17 protein-coding genes are annotated in these 19,791 nt (G+C 65.3%); 13 read left to right on the top strand and 4 right to left on the bottom strand.

From position 1 onward, the window contains the following. Positions 1–125 precede the first annotated feature (125 nt). From garD to ACN9MW_RS26635, 4 genes are read left to right on the top strand one after another with little or no spacing between them, the layout of a single operon-like run. Positions 126–1,682, top strand: a complete 1,557-nt coding sequence (gene garD, locus ACN9MW_RS26650; RefSeq protein WP_426164568.1) for a galactarate dehydratase — start codon at positions 126–128, stop codon at positions 1,680–1,682. A gap of 16 nt (positions 1,683–1,698) precedes the next feature. Further along, positions 1,699–2,514 (top strand): NAD-dependent epimerase/dehydratase family protein, encoded by an 816-nt coding sequence (locus tag ACN9MW_RS26645; protein ID WP_426164566.1) that lies wholly within the window; start codon positions 1,699–1,701, stop codon positions 2,512–2,514. Then, the gene (locus ACN9MW_RS26640) at positions 2,511–3,416 is read left to right on the top strand and encodes an aldose 1-epimerase (RefSeq protein WP_426164564.1); all 906 of its coding nucleotides are present in this window, start codon (positions 2,511–2,513) and stop codon (positions 3,414–3,416) included. Before ACN9MW_RS26645 ends, ACN9MW_RS26640 begins: the two co-directional genes overlap by 4 nt. Continuing rightward, positions 3,413–5,947 (top strand): family 43 glycosylhydrolase, encoded by a 2,535-nt coding sequence (locus ACN9MW_RS26635; protein WP_426164562.1) that lies wholly within the window; start codon positions 3,413–3,415, stop codon positions 5,945–5,947. Before ACN9MW_RS26640 ends, ACN9MW_RS26635 begins: the two co-directional genes overlap by 4 nt. Here ACN9MW_RS26635 and ACN9MW_RS26630 read toward each other — a convergent pair. Both ACN9MW_RS26630 and ACN9MW_RS26625 read right to left on the bottom strand, forming a co-directional pair. Next, a complete protein-coding gene (locus ACN9MW_RS26630; RefSeq protein WP_426164560.1) occupies positions 5,944–7,713 on the bottom strand; it encodes a GDSL-type esterase/lipase family protein in 1,770 nt (589 codons plus the stop codon). The two genes, ACN9MW_RS26635 and ACN9MW_RS26630, sit on opposite strands and share 4 nt — an antisense overlap. 72 nt (positions 7,714–7,785) lie before the next feature. Further along, positions 7,786–8,487 (bottom strand): FadR/GntR family transcriptional regulator, encoded by a 702-nt coding sequence (locus tag ACN9MW_RS26625; protein WP_426164558.1) that lies wholly within the window; start codon positions 8,485–8,487, stop codon positions 7,786–7,788. A gap of 131 nt (positions 8,488–8,618) precedes the next feature. Here ACN9MW_RS26625 and ACN9MW_RS26620 point away from each other — a divergent pair, with 131 nt between their 5' ends. The 6 genes from ACN9MW_RS26620 (at position 8,619) to ACN9MW_RS26595 (ending at position 15,106) form a co-directional block, all read left to right on the top strand. Next, positions 8,619–9,350 (top strand): FadR/GntR family transcriptional regulator, encoded by a 732-nt coding sequence (locus ACN9MW_RS26620; protein WP_426164556.1) that lies wholly within the window; start codon positions 8,619–8,621, stop codon positions 9,348–9,350. A gap of 118 nt (positions 9,351–9,468) precedes the next feature. After that, positions 9,469–10,380: a 5-dehydro-4-deoxyglucarate dehydratase gene (kdgD, locus tag ACN9MW_RS26615; RefSeq protein WP_426164554.1), complete on the top strand. Its 912-nt coding sequence runs from the start codon at positions 9,469–9,471 to the stop codon at positions 10,378–10,380. Continuing rightward, a complete protein-coding gene (locus ACN9MW_RS26610; protein WP_426164552.1) occupies positions 10,380–11,960 on the top strand; it encodes an aldehyde dehydrogenase (NADP(+)) in 1,581 nt (526 codons plus the stop codon). The genes kdgD and ACN9MW_RS26610 overlap by 1 nt, the downstream gene beginning before the upstream one ends. Positions 11,961–12,011: 51 nt before the next feature. Beyond that, on the top strand, positions 12,012–13,421 hold the full coding sequence (locus tag ACN9MW_RS26605) for an MFS transporter (RefSeq protein ID WP_426164550.1): 1,410 nt from the start codon (positions 12,012–12,014) through the stop codon (positions 13,419–13,421). Further along, positions 13,421–14,302, top strand: coding sequence for an SMP-30/gluconolactonase/LRE family protein (locus ACN9MW_RS26600; protein ID WP_426164548.1), 882 nt, complete (start codon positions 13,421–13,423; stop codon positions 14,300–14,302). The genes ACN9MW_RS26605 and ACN9MW_RS26600 overlap by 1 nt, the downstream gene beginning before the upstream one ends. Before the next feature lie 81 nt (positions 14,303–14,383). Then, a complete protein-coding gene (locus tag ACN9MW_RS26595) occupies positions 14,384–15,106 on the top strand; it encodes a PEP-CTERM sorting domain-containing protein (protein ID WP_426164546.1) in 723 nt (240 codons plus the stop codon). Here ACN9MW_RS26595 and ACN9MW_RS26590 read toward each other — a convergent pair. Further along, positions 15,103–15,921: a helix-turn-helix domain-containing protein gene (locus tag ACN9MW_RS26590; RefSeq protein WP_426164543.1), complete on the bottom strand. Its 819-nt coding sequence runs from the start codon at positions 15,919–15,921 to the stop codon at positions 15,103–15,105. The genes ACN9MW_RS26595 and ACN9MW_RS26590 overlap by 4 nt on opposite strands. Positions 15,922–16,036: 115 nt before the next feature. Here ACN9MW_RS26590 and ACN9MW_RS26585 point away from each other — a divergent pair, with 115 nt between their 5' ends. Continuing rightward, positions 16,037–17,032 (top strand): alpha/beta fold hydrolase, encoded by a 996-nt coding sequence (locus ACN9MW_RS26585; protein ID WP_426164541.1) that lies wholly within the window; start codon positions 16,037–16,039, stop codon positions 17,030–17,032. Positions 17,033–17,035: 3 nt separating this feature from the next. Here the strand turns inward: ACN9MW_RS26585 and ACN9MW_RS26580 are convergent, their stop codons facing one another. Then, positions 17,036–17,872, bottom strand: coding sequence for a methyltransferase domain-containing protein (locus ACN9MW_RS26580; RefSeq protein ID WP_426164539.1), 837 nt, complete (start codon positions 17,870–17,872; stop codon positions 17,036–17,038). Between the two features lie 100 nt (positions 17,873–17,972). Between ACN9MW_RS26580 and lpxO the strand changes: the two genes are divergently transcribed. Together lpxO and ACN9MW_RS26570 are read left to right on the top strand one after the other, a co-directional pair. Next, the gene (gene lpxO / locus ACN9MW_RS26575) at positions 17,973–18,872 is read left to right on the top strand and encodes a lipid A hydroxylase LpxO (RefSeq protein WP_426164536.1); all 900 of its coding nucleotides are present in this window, start codon (positions 17,973–17,975) and stop codon (positions 18,870–18,872) included. A gap of 34 nt (positions 18,873–18,906) precedes the next feature. Continuing rightward, the gene (locus ACN9MW_RS26570; RefSeq protein ID WP_426164533.1) at positions 18,907–19,791 is read left to right on the top strand and encodes an alpha/beta hydrolase; all 885 of its coding nucleotides are present in this window, start codon (positions 18,907–18,909) and stop codon (positions 19,789–19,791) included.

Raw genomic sequence — 19,791 nt, 5'->3', positions numbered from 1 at the left:
GTAACTGCGTCATCTGGTCAGGCCATTCTAATTTGGTCAGACCAAATATGCAAGGTGGACTAGCCAATCGTCGTTTTTGTGTGGCATACTGAAAATGAAGTTCAGGATCATCAAAAGGACATCTAATGAAACTCGCACGCTACATCAAGATGCACGAGGCAGACAATGTTGCCATCGTGGTCAATGACGGCGGCTTGCCGGCCGGCTCGGTATTCCCGGACGGCCTGACGCTGGTGGAAGGCGTGCCACAAGGGCATAAAGTCGCCCTGGTCGACCTGGCCGAAGGCGATCCCGTGACGCGCTACAACGTGACCATCGGCTACGCGGACCAGGCGATTCCACGCGGCTCCTGGGTCTCGGAAAAGGTGCTGCGCATGCCGGGCGCCCGTTCGCTCGATGGCCTGCCGATCGGCACCCGCAAGCCGGCGCCGCTGCCGCCGCTGGAGGGCTACACCTTCCAGGGCTACCGCAATGCGGATGGCTCGGTCGGTACGCGCAATATCCTGGCCGTGACCACCACCGTGCAGTGCGTGTCGGGCGTGGTCGACCATGCGGTCAAGCGCATCAAGGAAGAACTGCTGCCGCGCTATCCGAACGTGGACGACGTGGTGGGGCTGGAGCACATCTACGGTTGCGGCGTGGCGATCGATGCGCCGGGGGCCGACGTGCCGATCCGCACGCTGCGCAATATCAGCAAGAACCCCAATTTCGGCAACCAGGTGATGGTGGTCAGCCTTGGCTGCGAAAAGCTGCCGCCGACCCGCCTGTTCCCTGCCGGGAGCATCCCGATCGCGTCGGCCAATCTCAACTCGGCGGCCGGTGAGCCGGACGTGGTATGCCTGCAGGACGGCGCGCACGTCGGCTTCAACTCGATGATCGATTCGATCATGCGCACGGCGGAACAGCACCTGAAAGTGCTGAATGCGCGCCAGCGCGAAACGGTGCCTGCTTCGGAACTGGTGGTGGGCGTGCAGTGCGGCGGCAGCGATGCCTTCTCGGGCGTGACTGCCAATCCGGCAGTGGGCTTTGCCACCGACCTGCTGGTGCGCGCCGGCGCTGCCGTGATGTTCTCGGAAGTGACCGAAGTACGCGACGGTATCGACCAGCTCACGTCCCGCGCGGAGACGCCTGAGGTGGCGGCGGCAATGATCCGCGAAATGCAATGGTACGACGACTACCTGAAGCGCGGCGGGGTTGACCGCAGCGCCAACACCACGCCGGGCAACAAGAAAGGCGGCCTGTCGAACATCGTGGAGAAAGCCATGGGTTCGATCGTGAAGTCCGGCTCGGGCGCCATCCACGGCGTGCTGTCGCCGGGCGACAAGCTGACGCAGAAAGGCCTGATCTACGCGGCGACGCCGGCCAGCGATTTCATTTGCGGTACGCTGCAGATGGCGGCCGGCATGAACATCCACGTCTTCACCACCGGCCGCGGCACGCCATACGGCCTGGCGGCGGTACCCGTGATCAAGGTCGCCACCCGCAATGACCTGGCGCAGCGCTGGCACGACCTGATGGACGTGAACGCGGGCCGCATTGCCAGCGGCGAGGCCACCATCGAGGATGTAGGCTGGGAGCTGTTCCGCCTGATGCTTGATGTGGCGAGCGGCAAGGAAACCTGGGCCGAACACTGGAAGATCCATAATTCACTGGCGCTGTTCAATCCGGCGCCGGTAACCTGATGACGGAGTAAGAGACATGAGCCAAACTGGAAAACCATTCAAGCGCATCCTGATGACCGGTGCCGCCGGCGGCCTGGGCAAGGTGCTGCGCGACCGCATCAAGCCTTGGGCTGAAGTGGTGCGCCTGAGCGATATCGCGGACATGGGCGAGGCGCGTCCCGGCGAGGAGTTGGTGCCGTGCGACCTGTCCGACAAGGCGGCTGTGATGAAGCTGATGGAGGGTGTGGATGCGGTGCTGCATTTCGGCGGCATCTCGACCGAAGCGCCGTTCGAGGCGATCATGCAGGCCAATATCCTGGGCGTGGCGAACCTGTATGAGGCGGCCTACAAGCACGGCGTGAAGCGCTTGATGTTCGCCAGCTCGAACCATGCGATCGGCTACTACAAGACGACCGATATGCTGGATGCGAACATGCCGACCCGTCCGGACAGCATGTACGGTATCTCCAAGGTATTCGGCGAGCAGATGTCGCGCTATTACTACGACCGCTTCGGCATCGAAACCGTTTGCATCCGTATCGGTTCCAGCTTCCCGCAGCCGGCCAACAAGCGGATGATGTCGACCTACCTGTCCTACGACGACCTGACGGAGCTGCTGCGCTGCTCGCTGTTCGCGCCGCGCGTGGGCCACACCATCGTGTTCGGCATGTCGGACAACGATTCGGTATGGTGGGATAACCGCTACGCCGCGCATCTTGGTTATCGCCCGAAGGATTCGTCGGCCAAGTTCGCGCACCTGTTCCCGGATACGTCCGACTTCCCGGAAAAGGACGACGTCACAACGATCTACCAGGGCGGCAAATTCCTGCTCGACGGCCCGATGTTCAAATGATTGAGCTGCGCAGCGGCGGCTTGCGGGCCGTGGTGCTGCCTGCTGTCGGCGGCGGGCTGGCACGGCTTGACTGGGTCGGCAACCCTGGTTGCGCCGGCGCCCTCGCTGCCGAGCCGGTACCCGTGCTGCGTCCCCTTGCCGATGGCGTCGCGCAGCCGCTGCCTGGCCAGCTGGCCTGTTTTCCCCTGGTCCCCTGGTCCAACCGGATCGCCCCTGGCGGCTTTGAGTTCCAGGGCCGCCGCATTACGCCGGCGCCAACGCGGGAAGGCGAGCCCTGTCCGATCCATGGAGAGGGCTGGCGCATGCCATGGCATGTGGAGGCGCGGGACGAATGCAGCGTCGTACTCTCGCTCTACCGCCGCGATGGTTCGCCATTCGCATTCACCGCCCACATGGCTTACACGCTGTCGGACAACGTCTTGCGTGTGACGCTCAAGGTCACGAACAACGGCCGGCATCCGCTGCCGTTTGGCCTTGGACTGCATCCATGGATGCCTTGCCCCGACGACGCGCGACTGCGCGCCGTGGCCGACGGCGTGTGGCTGTCCGGCGCCGACAAGTTGCCAGCCGGGCGAAGCGCGCTGCCGCCAGGGTGGAACTTCTGCGGCGAAGCGCCGCGCCCCTTGCCGAGCGACGGCGTCGACAATGCCTTCACCGGCTGGGACGGCAAAGCGCAAATCGACTGGCCATCGCGCCGCTTGCGCCTGCACATCAGCACGGACATGGGCTATTACATCCTGTATGTACCGCCGGGCAAAGACTTCTTCTGCTTCGAGCCCGTGGACCATCCGGTCAATGCGCACAACCTGCCAGGCGGTGCGACTGCGCATGGGCTGACCGTGCTGGCGCCGGGGCAGGACCTGCGGCGTACCGTGCGTTTCACCGTTGAGGAGATTGCGTGAGGACGCTGCAAGCCGTGCTTGCTGCCGCCTGGCTCGGCGCCGGGCCGAGCGCCCTGGCGGCTTCCGATGCGCCATATAACGCCGAAACGACATACGCCAAGCTGGCTGGCCAGTACCCGCACATAGCGATTGCCAGTGCGGAAGCGCCGGCGCCAGTGCGCGTGCTGCGCGACCTTGGCTACGTCCAGCGCGGTGAGCGTGCGTTGCAGCTAGACCTTTACCTGCCCGGGCCAAATGGCGACGGCCGCGGTCGTGCCTGGCCGCTGGTGGTGCTGGTCCACGGTGGCGGATGGCGCAGCGGCACGCGGCAGAATATGGCGCCGCTGGCGGCGCGCCTTGCGGCCAGGGGTTTCGCTGCGGCCACGGTCGACTACCGTTTGTCGGGCGAAGCGCAGTTTCCCGCTGCGATCGACGACGTCAGGGAAGCGATTCGCTGGCTGCGCGCCGCGGCATTGCAATACGGCCTGGATGACAAGCGCATTGCTGTCGCTGGCGGATCGGCGGGCGGCCAGATCGCCGCGCTGGTTGGCACGACGAACGGCCGTGATGCGGCCAGTGCCGTGCAGGCGGCCGTCAATATCGATGGCCTGTCCGACTTCACTTCCGAAGAGGCGCGCAAGCATGAAGACGACCCGTCCAGGAATCCGACCGCAGCCGGAGCATGGTTGGGTGGGCGTTATGCGGAACAGGAGGCGCGCTGGCGAGATGCCTCGCCCCTGACGCATGCAGGCCCCGGCAGTGCCCCGATACTGTTTATCACCAGCGGACAACCGCGCTTCAGCGTCGGGCGGGAGGCCTTGGCGCAACGCCTTGCCCAATACAAAATCCCGACCGAGCACGTGAATCTGCCCGGCACGCCGCATTCGTTCTGGCTGTTCGATCCCTGGCTGGCGCCGGCCGTCGACGCCATGCAAGCCTTCCTGGAGCGCACGTTTGGCGCGCCGCAAATGGCGCGTGCGCCGTGGTCGCCGGACCTGGGCGATGGCCGCTACCGCAACCCGGTCCTGCACGCCGACTATTCGGACCCGGACGTGATCCGCGTCGGCACGCGCTACTACATGACTTCCTCGAGCTTTACCAACGTCCCCGGCCTGCCATTGCTGGAGTCCGACGATATGGTGAACTGGCGGCTGGTCGGCCACGCCTTGCCGCGGCTGGTGCCGGAGGAAGCGTTCCGTGCACCGCAGCACGGCAAAGGCGTGTGGGCGCCATGCCTGCGTTACCACGATGGCAAATTCTGGATCTTCTACCCAGACCCGGATTTCGGCATTTACGTCGTCACCGCCACGCGATTCGGAGGACCCTGGAGCAAGCCCCGGCTGCTCATGGCCGGCAAGGGCCTGATCGACCCTGCGCCGCTGTGGGACGACGATGGCAAGGCATGGCTGCTGCACGGATGGGCAAAGTCGCGCGCTGGCTTCAACAACGTCCTGAGCCTGCGCCCGATGGCGCCGGATGGCAGCCGCATGCTGGATGACGTGAGCCGCGTGGTCATCGACGGCAACACGCTGCCGGGCTACAAGACGCTGGAAGGCCCCAAGCTCTATAAGCACAACGGCTGGTATTACGTGTTCGCGCCGGCTGGCGGTGTGGAGACCGGGTGGCAGTCGGTGTTCCGCTCGCGGCATGTCGACGGACCGTACGAGGCGCGCATCGTGATGGAGCAAGGCAGTTCGGCCGTCAACGGGCCGCACCAGGGGGCCTGGGTGCGTGCGGAGGACGGGACCGACTGGTTCTTTCACTTCCAGGACAAGCGCGCTTTCGGCCGCGTGGTGCATTTACAGCCAATGCGCTGGCAGGACGATGGCTGGCCGATCATTGGCGAAGCTTCGGCCAAGCCTGGCGTTGGTCAACCGGTTGCTGAATTCGCCAAGCCGGCGACCATGGCTGCCGCAGCGTCGGTCCCGGCGCCGGCCTGGCCGGACATCGGCGACGAATTCCGGGCGAAGCGCCTCGCGCCGCAATGGCAATGGGTGGTCAATCCGGCCCCCGGCTGGTACTCGCTGACAGAGCGTGCCGGCTTCCTGCGGCTGTACGCGCAGCCTGCTCCGGTGCCGGCCAATGGCGAAGCGCCGATCGCACCGCTGCGTTCCCTGCCGGCCGTGCTGACGCAGAAACTGCCCGCACCAGTCTTTTCTGCAGTGGCAAAGCTTGAGCTGCAAGCCGTTGCGGACGGCGACACGGTCGGCCTGGCCATGTACGGGCAAAGCTACGCCTGGCTCGGCTTGCACCGCGAGCATGGTGAACTGCGCATTGTCTACGTGCGCTGCGAGGCGGCCAATGACAAATGCAAGGAGCGGCAGGAAGCGTCGAACGCCTTGCCGCTGAAGACTTTCACCCACCTTCGCATGGACGTTGGCGCAGGCGGACAAACCGCCTTCTCCTACAGCCAGGACGGGGTGAACTTCACACCCGCCGGCACGCCGTTCACGGCCGCCATGGGACGCTGGGTTGGCGCCCAGGTCGGGCTGTTCGCCACCGGCGCGAAGGGCGCCTACGCCGATATCGATTATCTGCGCATTACGCCTTAGCGGGATGCTGGCTGCAGTTTGCCGAGGTGGCCGGCACCGGCATTGGTCATGACGTTGGGCTGCACGTCGGCGGCGGGCAGGGCGCGGAAGGCGTACGGCACGCTCCAGCCGACGTCGGTCGCAAAGCCGCAATCTGCCAGCGCCTTGCCGTTCAAGAGCGAGCCGTGGTCCAGCACGGCGCCTGCTTCGGATTTGCCGGGATTGTGCAGCACGTCGCCGCAGCCGCGCGCGCCTTCGATATCGTAGGCGTTGGCATCAATGATCACGTGCGCCTGCCTGGCGATGCCGACGCTGTATTCATGCGGATATTCGGCCTGCTTGCGCGAGCCCTTGTGATAGTTGTTGAACAGGTGGACTTGACCGAATCGCACGCGTGGCGTGCGCGCCGTCACTTGCTCGAAGAAGTTGTTCGAGAAGGTGACGCGCAAGTGGCCTTCATCGCCCGTGGCGCGGTCGCTGGCGCCTACCAGCGTGTTCTTTTCGTGCAAAGCGAAGTGGTTGTACGACACCGTGACGAAGTCCGAAGCCGAAGTGATATCTAGCGCGCCGTCGTGGCATTGTTTCAGCATGCCGTTCTCTTTAGGAGACTGGCCGTCGGTGCGCGGCGCATCGGTGAAGCTGTTATGGTCGATCCAGACGTGGTGCGATCCGGTGACCGTGATACCGTCGTACAGCGAATTCCAATTGCCTTTGGCGCCGTCCTGCGGGTCCCATTTCGGATCGGGATCGCAGGGATTGCTGATCGAAAGGTTGCGGATGATGACCTGGCTCACATTGCCGACTATCAGGCTGGCGTTGACGAAACCAGCATCTTCCCCAAGGCCGATTAACGTGGTGTTGGACGGCAGCCGCACCACGCCGACCTTGGCGCCATCGGCCATGTCGAGGGTGCCGCGCACCTGAATGATGCGCGCGTCGGCAGTGCCGGCCACCGCAGTCTTCAGCTCGGCGGGCGTGGAGACGGTATGCACGTGGCCAGCGGAAGCCGCAGCGCCGCCGCGCGTGCCGCCTTGCTCGCCGGCCCAGCCGTCGGCCGGCGCATGTTCGCGCGCTGCCTGCCGCGATGTGTCGTCCGGATCAGCGAGCGGGCCGAGGGCAGGGAATAGCCGCAGCAGTTCGCGCGCAGCCATGTCGCCGAAGAAGCGGCCGCCTTTCGGGCCAAGGTGGGTGTAGTCGAAGCCCGCACCCTTGGGCTGGGCCAGCGTGTCCGCTTCCGCCGGTCCCATTGCCTGCACGGCTGCCAGCGACAGGGCATTCAGGTCCAGTACGGCCACGCCTTCGCGCTGGGCCACTTCGCGCGCCGCTGTCGCCCACGGCGCCAGGTCGTTCCAGACATAGCCATTCCGGAAGCTGCGGCGGGTGAGGGAAGTCACCAGCACCGGCACGCCGCCGCCAGCCTTCACGTCCGCCACATAGCGTGCCAGGTTGGCGGGGTACTCCGTGACCAGGTCCGTCGAGCGGCCCGGTTTGCCCGGCTGGTCGTTGTGGCCGAACTGCATCAGCACGTAAGTGTTGCGGAAGCCGGCGCCGTTGCGCAGCAAGGCCTGCACCTCGTCCCAACGGCCCTCGGCACGGAAGGAACTTGAGCTGCGGCCGTTCTTGGCGAGATTCAGGCAGGTGGTGTCGGGGCGCTGCCGCCGGCACAGGTAATCGCCATATCCGCCGCCGCTGGCGACGGTCGAATCGCCGACCAGGATGATGCGGTCGGCAGCAAAAGCCGGCAGGCTGGCCACGCAGGCCAGGGACAAAAGGATGTGACGCAGCATGAGGCTCCCCCTGAAGTTCACCTCATTCTATTTTGGCCTGACCATGCATGCAAGTGGTCAGGCCAAATTATTTTAGCCGCGTGAGAAGGTCTTGGTAACGCGTTCCAGGTGGGCGCGCATGGCCTGGCGGGCGCCGGCCGCATCGTGCGCAGCAATGGCCGCCACGATATTGCGATGGTCGTCCAGCGTGTTCTGGCGCAGCTCTTCCGTCTGGAAGTGCTCTTTCAGCTTGTGCCACATGGTGCCGCGCTGGTTCCACAGTGTTTCGACCACCCCCACCAGCGCGGTGTTGCCGGTAGCGCGTGCGATCGCCAGGTGGAAGTTGCGGTCGGCCTGTTCATTGGTGGCGCGGTCAGAGTGGTGCTGCTCCATCTCGGCCGCCGCACGCAGGATCGCATCGATCGCGGAATCGGTCGCCATCTTGGCTGCAATGGCTGCGACTTCGGATTCGATCAGGCGGCGCGCCGCCAGCACTTCGAACGGACCCGGTCCGCCTTCGGCCACGTCGGAAGGAGCGGAAGCCTTTTCGCTGACGTACACGCCCGAACCGCCACGCACTTCGACGATGCCGGACAGCTCCAGGGCAATCAGCGCCTCGCGCAGCGAAGCGCGGCTGACGCTCAGTTTCGCTGCCAGGTCGCGCTCTGCCGGCAGGCGGGTGCCGGGCTTGATGTTCTCTTCGCGGATCAGGTCCTGGATCTTGGCTGCGACCACGCGGTACAGCCGTTGTTCGGCTGCTGGATTCGGCTCCGTTGCAACGGTTTTTTTGTTCATGCGAGGTCCCTTGAGAAGTCGACCGATTTTAATTTGGTCCGGCCAATTTCGCAAGAAAGCAACAGCTGCCAAACGCCGGAGATGTCTCTGATAGGATGTCTGACATCTTTTTTGCATGTATAATGGAGGCCATGACTATTCTCCCTCGCAAGCGACACACCCTGGCCCAGGGCGTGGTCGAACAGATCAGCGGCAGCATCAACAGCGGCGTGCTGAAACCCGGCGACAAGCTGCCGACCGAATCGGCCATCATGGAGCAGCACGGCGTCAGTCGCACCGTGGTGCGCGAAGCCATCTCGCACCTGCAGGCGGCCGGGCTGGTGCAGACCCGCCACGGCATCGGCACCTTCGTGCTGGAGAAGCCGCGCAACAGCGGTGGCCTGGGCATCGATGCCGAGAGCATCGTCACCGTGCGCGATGTGCTGGCCATTCTCGAACTGCGCATCAGCATGGAAACCGAGACCGCTGGCCTGGCTGCTACCCGCCGCAGCGACGAGCAGGTGGCTGAACTGGCGCAGGCGCTGGCAGATATGCGGCAGGCGATGGAGCAGGGCCGCGCCTCGGTGGAAGCCGATCGGCGCTTCCACCTGGTGATCGCCAAGGCCACCGGCAACCGCTACTTCGTCGACATCCTCGGCCAGCTCGGACAGGCGATCATTCCGCGCGCGCGCGTCAACACCGCCAACCTGGCGCAGGACCGTCCGGCCGACTACCTCGAACGCGTGCACCGCGAACACGAAGACATCTTCCGCGCCATCCAGCGCCAGGATCCGGAAGCTGCCCGCGCCGCCATGCGCACCCACCTTTCCAACTCGCGCGAACGCCTGTTGCAGGCCCAGCAACGTTTCGAAAACGCCGCATAAAAAAAGGGGGACGTCCCCTTTTTTCGCTTGCGTTCGCTTAAACTAGGTTGTACGATGACTTACAACTGAGCTCGCGCTCGATTCGTGCAAAAACCACACTTAGGAGTCAACGATGTCCATGTCCCCGCAAGAACTCAAGAAAGTCATGTCGTCCGGCCTGCTGTCCTTCCCGATCACCGACTTTGACGCTGAAGGCAATTTCAACGCCAAAACCTATGCCGAACGCCTGGACTGGCTGGCTCCGTACGGCGCGAGCGCACTGTTCGCCGCTGGCGGCACCGGTGAGTTCTTCTCGCTGACCGCTCCTGAATATTCGCAGGTGATCAAGGTTGCCGTGGAAAGCTGCCGCGGCAAGGTGCCGCTGCTGGCTGGCACCGGCGGCCCGACCCGCCAGGCCATCGCGCTGGCGCAGGAAGCAGAGCGCCTGGGCGCCGACGGCCTGCTGCTGCTGCCGCACTACCTGACCGAGGCAAGCCAGGACGGCCTGATCGAACACGTGGCCCAGGTGTGCGCCTCCGTGAAGATCGGCGTGATCGTGTACAACCGCGCCAACTGCCGCCTGAACGCCAATTCGCTGGCGATCCTGGCCGAGCGCTGCCCGAACCTGATCGGCTTCAAGGACGGCGTGGGCGAAATCGAACTGATGGTGCAGATCTACCGCAAGCTGGGCGACCGTTTCTCCTACCTGGGCGGCCTGCCGACTGCGGAAGTGTATGCCGGCGCCTACAAGGCGCTGGGCACCCCGGTCTACTCCTCGGCCGTGTTCAACTTCGTGCCGAAGCTGGCGATGGACTTCTACCACGCCACCGCAGCCGGCAATACCGCCGAAACCGACCGCATGCTGGATGAATTCTTCCTGCCATACCTGGACATTCGCAACCGCAAGGCCGGCTATGCCGTGTCGATCGTCAAGGCCGGCGCCCGCCTGGTTGGCCATTCCGGCGGCCCGGTACGCGCTCCGCTGACGGACCTGACCGCGGAAGAAGACGCCATGCTGCTGGCCCTGATCAAGAAGCAAGGTGCTCAATAATGCAGATCACCGGTGAAATGATCATCGGCCGGCAACTGGTGCGCGGCGCTGCCGGCACGCTGTTGGCCTTCAACCCGGCGACCAGGGAAAACCTGCAGCCGCCGTTCGGCCAGGCCGACCTGACGGATGTGGAGCGTGCCTGCGCGCTGGCCGAACAGGCCTTCGACGCCTACCGCGCCACCACGCCGGAAGCGCGCGCCGCCTTCCTGGAGGCGGTCGCCAGCAACATCGATGCGCTGGGCGCCACCCTGACCGAGCGCGCCATGGCCGAAACCGGCCTGCCGCAAGCGCGCCTGGAAGGCGAGCGTGGCCGCACCGTCAACCAGCTGCGCCTGTTCGCAAAAGTCGTGCGCGATGGCCACTGGCAGCACGCCACGCTGGACTCCGCGCTGCCGCAGCGCACGCCGCCGCGCCCAGACCTGCGCCTGCGCAAGATCGCCGTCGGCCCGGTCGCGGTGTTCGGCGCGTCCAACTTCCCGCTGGCGTTTTCTGTCGCGGGCGGCGACACCGCATCTGCGCTGGCCGCCGGCTGCCCGGTCGTGGTGAAGGCGCATGCCGCCCATCCTGGCACCTCCGAGCTGGTGGCGCGCGCCGTGCAGAAGGCGGTCGCCGATTGCGGCATGCCGGAAGGCGTGTTCTCCATGATTCACGGCGATGGCCGCGTGGTTGGCCAGGCGCTGGTTGCCAACCCGTCGATCAAGGCTGTCGGCTTTACCGGCTCGCGCCAGGGCGGTACGGCCCTGATGCGCACCGCCGCCGCGCGCCATGAGCCGATCCCGGTTTATGCGGAAATGAGCAGCATCAATCCGGTCTTCATGCTGCCCGCGGTCCTGGCTGCAAACGCCGAAGCACTGGGCGCCGCTTTCGTCGAGTCGCTGACCATGGGCGTCGGCCAGTTCTGCACCAATCCAGGCCTGGTGATCGGCGTGGCCGGTCCGGATTTCGACCGCTTTGCCGCAGCCGCAGCCGCTGCGCTGCAGCCGAAAGGCGCCGGCACCATGCTGACCGCCGGCATCCACAAGGCGTATGAATCCGGCGTCGGCCGCTTGTCCGATGCCGCAGGCGTCAAGCTGCTGGCCTTGGGGCAGCAAGAGGGCGCCGGCTGCGCCGCCCAGGCTGCGCTGTTCCGCGTCGACGCGGAGACTTTCGTTGCCAGCCACGCGCTGCAGGAAGAAGTCTTCGGCCCGGCCTCGGTACTGATCGCCTGCCGCGACGAAGCCGAAATGCTGCGCCTTGCCGCCAGCCTGGAAGGGCAGCTGACCGCCACCGTGCACTGCACGGCCGACGACCATCCGCTGGCGGGCCGGCTGCTGCCGACGCTGGAACGCAAGGCGGGCCGCGTGCTGTTCAACGGCTTTCCGACCGGCGTCGAGGTCTGCCACGCGATGGTGCACGGCGGCCCGTTCCCGGCCACTTCGGACACCCGCACCACGTCCGTCGGCGCCACGGCCATCGAGCGCTTCCTGCGTCCGGTAAGCTACCAGAATGTGCCGGCGGCCTTGCTGCCGGCCGCCCTGCAGGACGATAATCCACTGCGCCTGGCACGCATCGTGGATGGGGAGCTGCGCACGGCAGTTTGATTGAGTAGTACGGCCGGAGGAGACGCCGGCCGCTTTCGAATACAAGAAACTATGAATCAGCCCAACCCGCAAGCCGTCGGCCTGGCGGCCGAACCGGCCGCCGCCATCGGCAAATACCGCTGGACCATCTGTGGCCTGCTGTTCTTCGCCACCACCATCAACTACCTTGATCGCCAGGTGCTGTCGCTGCTGGCGCCCGCGCTGTCGAAGGAATTCGGCTGGTCGAATACCGACTACGCCAACATCGCCGCCGTGTTCCAGTTCGTGTACGCGATCTCGATGCTGTTCGCCGGCCGCGTGATCGACAGGATGGGCACGCGCCGCGCCTTCGTGCTGGCCATTGTCGTATGGTCGCTTGGCGCGATCCTGCACGCCTACTCGGTGCCGATCGGCGCCACGTTCTCCAACGTCCTCGCTGCGGTGGGCATTGCCGCCGTACCCGTATCGGTGGCCGGCTTCATGGTGGGCCGCGCCGTGCTCGCGCTGGGCGAGGCAGGCAACTTCCCTGCCGCCATCAAGGCCACCGCAGAATACTTCCCGAAGAAGGAGCGCTCCTTCGCCACCGGCATCTTCAACTCCGGCGCGAATATCGGCGCGATCCTGGCGCCGATCACGGTGCCTCTGATCGCCGAGGCCTGGGGCTGGCAGTCCGCCTTCATCATCATCGGCGCAATCGGCTTCCTCTGGATGGGCTTCTGGCTGGTTTTCTACGATGCGCCGTCAAGGCAGAAGCGCCTGTCGCGCGCGGAACTCGATTACATCAACAGCGATGCGGCCGATGCTCCGGCGGCAGCGCCGGCCGGCGCCGCTGCGCGCAAGGCTTCCTGGTTCAAGCTGCTGGCCTACCGCCAGACCTGGGCTTTCACGGTCGGCAAATTCCTGACCGACGGCGTCTGGTGGTTCTTCCTTTTCTGGCTGCCGAAGTTCATGTCGGCCCAATACGGCGTGTCGGCCACCGAAATGGTGGTGCCGCTTGCGGTGCTGTATTCGATGACCATGTTCGGCTCCATCGGCGGCGGCTGGTTCCCGACCTTCTTCATCAATCGCGGCGCCAGCGTTTATCACGGCCGCATGCGCGCCATGCTGGCCATCGCCTTCTTCCCGCTGGCGGTGCTGCTGGCGCAGCCGCTTGGCTACCTCGGCATCTGGGTGCCGGTGATCCTGATCGGCATCGGCGCCTCGGCGCACCAGGCATGGTCCGCCAACCTGTTCACCACCGTGTCGGACATGTTCCCGAAGCACAGCGTCGGCTCCGTGGTGGGCATCGGCGGCATGGCAGGCGGCCTGGGCGGCGTGCTGATCACCAAGGTGGCCGGCAAGCTGTTCGACTATTACAACGCGCTGGGCCAGATCCAGACCGGCTACATGATCATGTTCACCTTCTGCGCACTGGCTTACCTGCTCGCCTGGTGCATCATGAAGGCGCTGGTGCCTGCGCACAAGGAAATCACTGACCTCTGATGGAAAAAGTAAGCGGTGTACATTGCACGGTGGGTGAAAGCCCCACCTGGCACGCGGACGAGGGCGCCTGGTATTGGGTCGACATTCCGGCGCGCCGCATCTGGCGCCTCGATTACGCCAGCGGCGCGACCCGCTTCTGGGAGGCCCCGGAGATGGTGGCCTGCCTGTCGCCCGCCGCGCGCGGCGGCTTCATCGCAGGCATGGAGACGGGCATCTTCCACCTCGTGCTGCAGGATGACGGCAGCGTATCGGCGGAGCGCCTGGCTGCGCCGCCATCTTCCGAGCTGGGCCAGGGCATGCGCTTCAACGACGGCCGCTGCGACCGGCAAGGACGCTTCTGGGCCGGCACCATGTTCATGGACATGGCGGCGGAACGCGCGGTCGGCCAGCTCTATCGTTATACCGCCGCGGAAGGGCTGTCTGCGCCTTTCGTGTCCGGCATGCTGACCCAGAACGGCACGGCGTTCTCGCCACGCGGCGACGTGATGTACCTGTCCGACTCGCACCCGAAGCGGCGCATGGTGTGGGCCTTTAATTACGACATCGGCAGCGGCACGCCGCACAACAAGCGCATCTTCCTCGACCTGGGAACGCAGAAAGGCCGTCCCGACGGTGCCGCTGTCGATGCCGACGGCTGCTACTGGACCTGCGCCAATGACGGCGGCCTGCTGCAGCGCTACACGCCGGGCGGCGCGCTCGATCGGGCAATCGCACTGCCGTTTGCCAAGCCGTCGATGTGCAGTTTCGGCGGTCCCGACCTGTCCACGCTGCTGGTGACCTCGATCGACCCGGGCAGTGCCGGCGACGACTGGCCCGGCTCGGTCTTGCTGCTGCGTCCCGGCGTGCAGGGTCTCGCCGAAGTTCGATGGAACGCTCATTAATCTGTTGCAATTCTGCAAAGGTGAGTTTTCTTTTTGTTAATTTCCGTTCATACTTTATTTTTTACCAATTGCAAATAAAGTATGAAACTTTTCGTTTTGCCGGCCATGCTGCTGGCCCTTGCCGCGCCGGCGCATGCTGGCATTACAAGCAGCTTTAACGTCACTTCCGCAGTTCATTGGACGTCCACGGGAGCGGGCACTCTGGAAGACTCGGAAGTCTTCACCCCATTTGGCGGGACAATGCGCTCCAGTCTGACGCCGTCGAGCTGCTTCGGCAGCTATTCCGGGACCGCGCATAACTCGCATTGCTGGTTCGATCTGGACACCGCAGACTTCCGCTCGCCGTACGACGATGCATACCAGCGGCGGACGGGAAGCACGGAACCTCCCCGTGCAGGCCTGATTTCCCGGCTCCAGGTCAATGGCGATGGTAGCTATACAGGCTACTTCAATTTCACTACCATCAGTTACGTGGATTCTGACGACGCGACCGGTATCACTCGCAAGGGCTTTTTCACCGGTTACATATTTCGCTATCAGGGCGCAGGGCTGGCTCTCGATACGGCCATGGATGCGGCACTTGCAGGCTCCTTGTGGCAGCGCCAGGCTTTTACCAGGAAGACTTTCATGACAGAGTGGGATCGCAGCAGCGTCGATCCGGTGACTGGCGACGAGTCGCTGATCGAGGCGGAAGGATGGGATGGCAAGCTGGAAATGGCTGCCGTGCCTGAACCGGCGGCGCCTGCACTGTTTGGCATCGGCCTGGTTGCCATCGCAGGGCTGCGCAGGCGGAAGCGCGGCTAATTTGCCGGATCCTCTTGGAGGGCGCTGCAGAATGCCGCGCTGGCTTCGTCGGCCGGGAAGCACGATTCGATGTGGAGTTCTTCCAGCGTGACGTCGCGCGGGGTGCCGAAGGTGGTGATGGTGGAGAAGAATGCCACGCGCCGGCCGTCGCGCTCGAATACGGTTTCAAGCAGCGGCGCGGGCACGGCGCGCAGGTCGCGCTGGCGCCATTTTTCAGGCACGCCCGGATAGGCCAGGACTTCTTCCAGCAGCTCGCGCGCCTTCGCGTCGCTGGGCGCCGTGGCGACCAGCTTGTGCAGGTGGGCCAGCAGGGTGCCCGCGATTTCCTCCCAATTTACGAGTACGGCACGCAAGTCCTGCGGGTCGAAGGCATGGCGCAGCATATTGCGGTGCGGGCTGTCGCGGCCGCCCAGCAGCCAGCGGTTCATGCGGACGGCGGCGCCGTTCGCCATCACGATATCCCAGTGGCGATTCATCAGGAAGGCGGGGTAGGGTTCCTGCTGCTTCAGCATTGCTTCGATCGCGCGCCGCATCGGCGCCAGCTCGGGATTGGCCAGCGCCGATTCCGTGTAGCGCGGCGCATAGCCGGCGGCGACCAGCAGCGAGTTGCGGTCGCGCAGCGTCATTTCCAGCGTGTCGGCGAGGCGCGCCAGGATCTCGCGGCTGGGCTGGGCCTTGCCGGTTTCAATGCAGCTCAAGTGGCGTGTGGAGAGGCCGGCGTCCAGCGCCAGGTCCATCTGGCTCAGGCGGCGGGCGGAGCGCCACTCGCGCAGCAGGGCGCCGACGTGGGCGATCGGAAGCGGGTTTGCATTCATGTGGCCATGGTAACAAGGTTTTGCGCTGCGCTTCCATGACCTCGGAGGTCATTGCTTCGCATCAGACCCGGCCCGATCATGCATCCCATCGAAACCCGTCTTGCAGGAGATGAGCATGAATCGCAGAAGCCTTTTGAAAGCCGCCATTGCATTCGCCGCTGCGGCCGGCGTGGCGCGCCCTGCCAGCGCCGCGGGCGCGGCGAAGGAATTGGCGCCCGCCGATGCGGCGCTGCGGGCCGAGGCGGCGCGCGATGCGCGTGCGTGGCGCGCCTCGCGGCGCTTTGTGGCCACCAGCGCTGGACGCGTTGCGGTGGTCGAGCGCGGACGCTGCCCGCAGGCAGCGCTGTTCCTGCATGGCCTGCCGCTAAACAGCTTCCAGTGGCGCGGCGCAATAGCGCGCCTGGCGCCGCATCGCCGCTGCATCGCGCCGGACTTTCTTGGCCTTGGCCATAGCGAACCGGCGCCGCAAGCCAAACTCGATCCGGAAGGCCAGGTCGCCATGCTGGCCGAACTGCTCGACAAGCTGGGCGTCGAGAAGGTTGACGTGGTTGCGAGCGACAGCGGCGGCGCCGTGGCGCAACTGTTCCTGGTGCTGCATCCCGAGCGCGTGCGCAGCCTGCTGCTTGCCAACTGCGACACCGAACTCGATTGCCCGCCGCCGGCCATGCAGCCGGTGATCGAACTGGCAAAGCAGGGCAAGTTCGCGCAGGAGTGGCTGGCGCCCTGGCTGGCCGACAAGGACAAGGCGCGCTCGCCCGAAGGCCTGGGCGGCATCTGCTACGCCCGGCCGGCCGCGCTGGCGGACGAGGTGTTCGAAACCTACCTGCGCCCCCTGGTCGACAACCCGCAGCGCCTGCACGGCTACATCGCTGCGCTGGAACGCAATGCCCTGCACGGCATCAAGCCCGCCCTGAAGGCCAGCACGGCGCCGGTGCGCGTGCTGTGGGGCATGGCCGATGAAATCTTCCCGCCGCGCGGCGCCGACTATCTCGAGCAGGCATTCGGCAACAGCAAGGGCGTGCGCCGCATCGAAGGCGGCAAGCTGTTCTGGCCCGAGGAGCAGCCAGGCCTGGTGGCGCGGGAAGCGCTGGCGCTGTGGCGCAGCGCCTGATGCCTAGCGCTTGCGGTAGATGCACACCATGATATCGCTGGGGAATAGCCGCATCAGCGGCAGCAGCAGCCAGCGCATGCCCAGGTAGCGCAGCGGCGCCTTGAATGGATGGAGTTGGCCAAACACGGTCATCCAGCGCCACATGCCCTGCTTTTTCACTACGGCCAGTTCGCTGCTGTGGCGCAGCGTGAAGCCTTCTCGCTCCACCAGCCTGGTAAGGTTGGCCGGGTTGAAGTAATGGACATGCGGCGAAGGCATGCCTTTCTGCCACAGCCGGTCGAACGGGCCATGCAGCCCGGCGCGCGCGAACAGCTTGGACAGGCGGTAGCACAGGCCGCGGCTGCTGGGCAGGTTGAGCACCAGCGTGCCGTCCGGGGCCAGGTGCTGGTGGCAGTCGCGCAGGGCGGCGCGGATATCGGGGATATGTTCGATCACTTCATTCAGCACGATGATGTCGAACTGCTCCCCGTCCGCCAGCGCCTGGGGGAAGTAGCCGAGGCGCACCGGCAGCCCGCGCTCGCTCGCCTGCCGGGCCAGCACTTCGTCCGGCTCGACCCCCAGCACGTCGAACGCGCAGGCTGCCGACTCCAGGAGCCACCCATGGGCGCTGCCCACGTCAAGCAAGGTGTTGGCGCGCGGCGCCGCGAACTGGCGGGTGAGGGCGACGATGGTGCGGCAGTTCTCCTGGCGCAGCGCATTCAGGGACGCTTCGCGCAGGTCTTCGTCGCTTGTCGCGGGTGTGGCGGAATGGGCTGCGCCTTCGTAGGCGCAGCCGGGGCAGGTCCGGTGCCAGCCTGACAGGCCGGTCTTCAATGGGGCGTAGCAAATAATACAAGTCATGCGCGCCACGATAGCATGCTTACATTGTTGCGATATTCACAAATACTCACTTTGCAGACTGCGGTAGAATCGCAGGTTTGGATCTTTCCGAGGTTTCGCAATGAAATGGGCTGTTGTCGGCTTTTACATCCTGTCCGTCCTGCATATCCACTTCCGTGGCAAGGTACGTCTCCCGATCGGCCGCCAACTGTTCGACCACTCGTCGTTCATGGCCCCCATCAATATCTTCATGCACTGGTTCTCGCGCGTGCCATCCACGCCCTACCTGCCGGTTGACACCTTCAAGGAACTCAAGCCGCTGGAAGACAACTGGCAAGTGATCCGCGCCGAAGCGGAAAACCTGCTGCGCCTGCAGAAGATCAAGGCGTCGGAAAAGAACGACGACGCCGGCTTCAATTCCTTTTTCAAGAATGGCTGGAAGCGCTTTTACCTGAAGTGGTACAACGCCAGCCACCCTTCGGCCCAGGAACTGTGCCCGCAGACCTATGCGCTGCTGGCCGCGATCCCGTCGGTGAAGGCGGCCATGTTTGCCGAACTGCCGCCGGGCGGCAAGCTCAATCCGCACCGCGACCCGTTCGCCGGCTCGCTGCGCTACCACCTGGGCCTGGCCACGCCGAACGACGACCGCTGCTTCATCGACGTCGACGGCGAGCGCCATAGCTGGCGCGACGGCCAGGGCGTGATCTTCGATGAAACCTATATTCACTGGGCCATCAACGGTTCCGAGAGCGACCGCATCATCCTGTTCTGCGACGTGGAGCGTCCGATGCGCTATCGCTGGGCGCAGGCGATCAACCGCTTCCTCGGCCGCACCATGATGACTGCCGCCGCTTCGCCCAACGAGCAGGGCGACCAGGTCGGCCTGGTGTCGAAGCTGTTCCGCGTCTCCTTCTACGCCGGCAAATACCGCCGCGCCTTCAAGGCCTGGAACAAGACCGTCTACAAGTTCACCAAGTTTGGCCTTATCATCGGCCTCGCAGCAGCAATCTATTACATGTGAGGCGGCCCGCGCTGCCTCGTCAAAAGGAGGCAGCATGCGGCACCGAATCCCCGCCGGCGTCCTGGCCATCGTGCTGGGCGCCACCACCCTTGCAGCCGGCGCCGGCCCCTTGCGCGACCGGCTGCTGGAACGCCAGGCGTCCCGCACTGCGCATGACGCCGCCCCCGGCAAAGCCTTGCGCGACATCCCCTACGGCAGCGATCCCCGCCAGCGTTTCGACGTCTACCTCCCTGCGCAGGCAGCGTCCAGGGCCCCCGTCATTTTCATGGTGCACGGCGGCGGCTGGCGCATCGGCGGTAAGGCCGAAACGGCCGTGGTGGAGAACAAGGTGCCGTATTTCACGGGGCGCGGCTACCTGGTCATTTCGATCAACTACCGCATGCTGCCCGATGCCGATCCGCTGCTGCAGGCGCGGGACGTGGCGCTGGCGCTGGCCACGGCCCAGGACAAGGCCGCCAGCTGGGGCGGCGATGCGCGCCGCTTCATCCTGATGGGCCATTCAGCCGGGGCGCACCTGGTGGCGCTGTTGTCGGCCCAGCCTTCGCTGGCGCCCGGCAGCAGCTGGCTCGGCACCATTGCCCTCGACAGCGGTGCGCTGGATGTGCCGCAGATCATGGAACAGCGCCACCCGCGCTTGTACGACGAAGCATTCGGCAGCGATCCGGCCTTCTGGCGCAAGGTATCGCCGGCCCACGCGCTGCAAACGGGCGCGCAGCCGATGCTGCTGGTGTGCTCCAGCCAGCGCGACAGCTCCTGCCGCCAGGCCCACGATTTTGCGCAACGGCTGCACGCCAGCGGCAGCCGCGCCGAAGTGCTGGAGCAGGCGAAGAGCCATCGCGACATCAACCTGCAGCTTGGCGCCGACAGCGGCTATACGAGTGCGGTGCAAGCCTTCATCGACAGCCTGCTCAAGTCCTGA

The organism is Pseudoduganella sp. R-34 (assembly GCF_049904655.1).
Classification (GTDB): domain Bacteria; phylum Pseudomonadota; class Gammaproteobacteria; order Burkholderiales; family Burkholderiaceae_D; genus Rugamonas.
The sequence above is the reverse complement of the archived record's forward strand: the minus strand, read 5'-3'. Positions and strand labels throughout refer to the sequence as shown.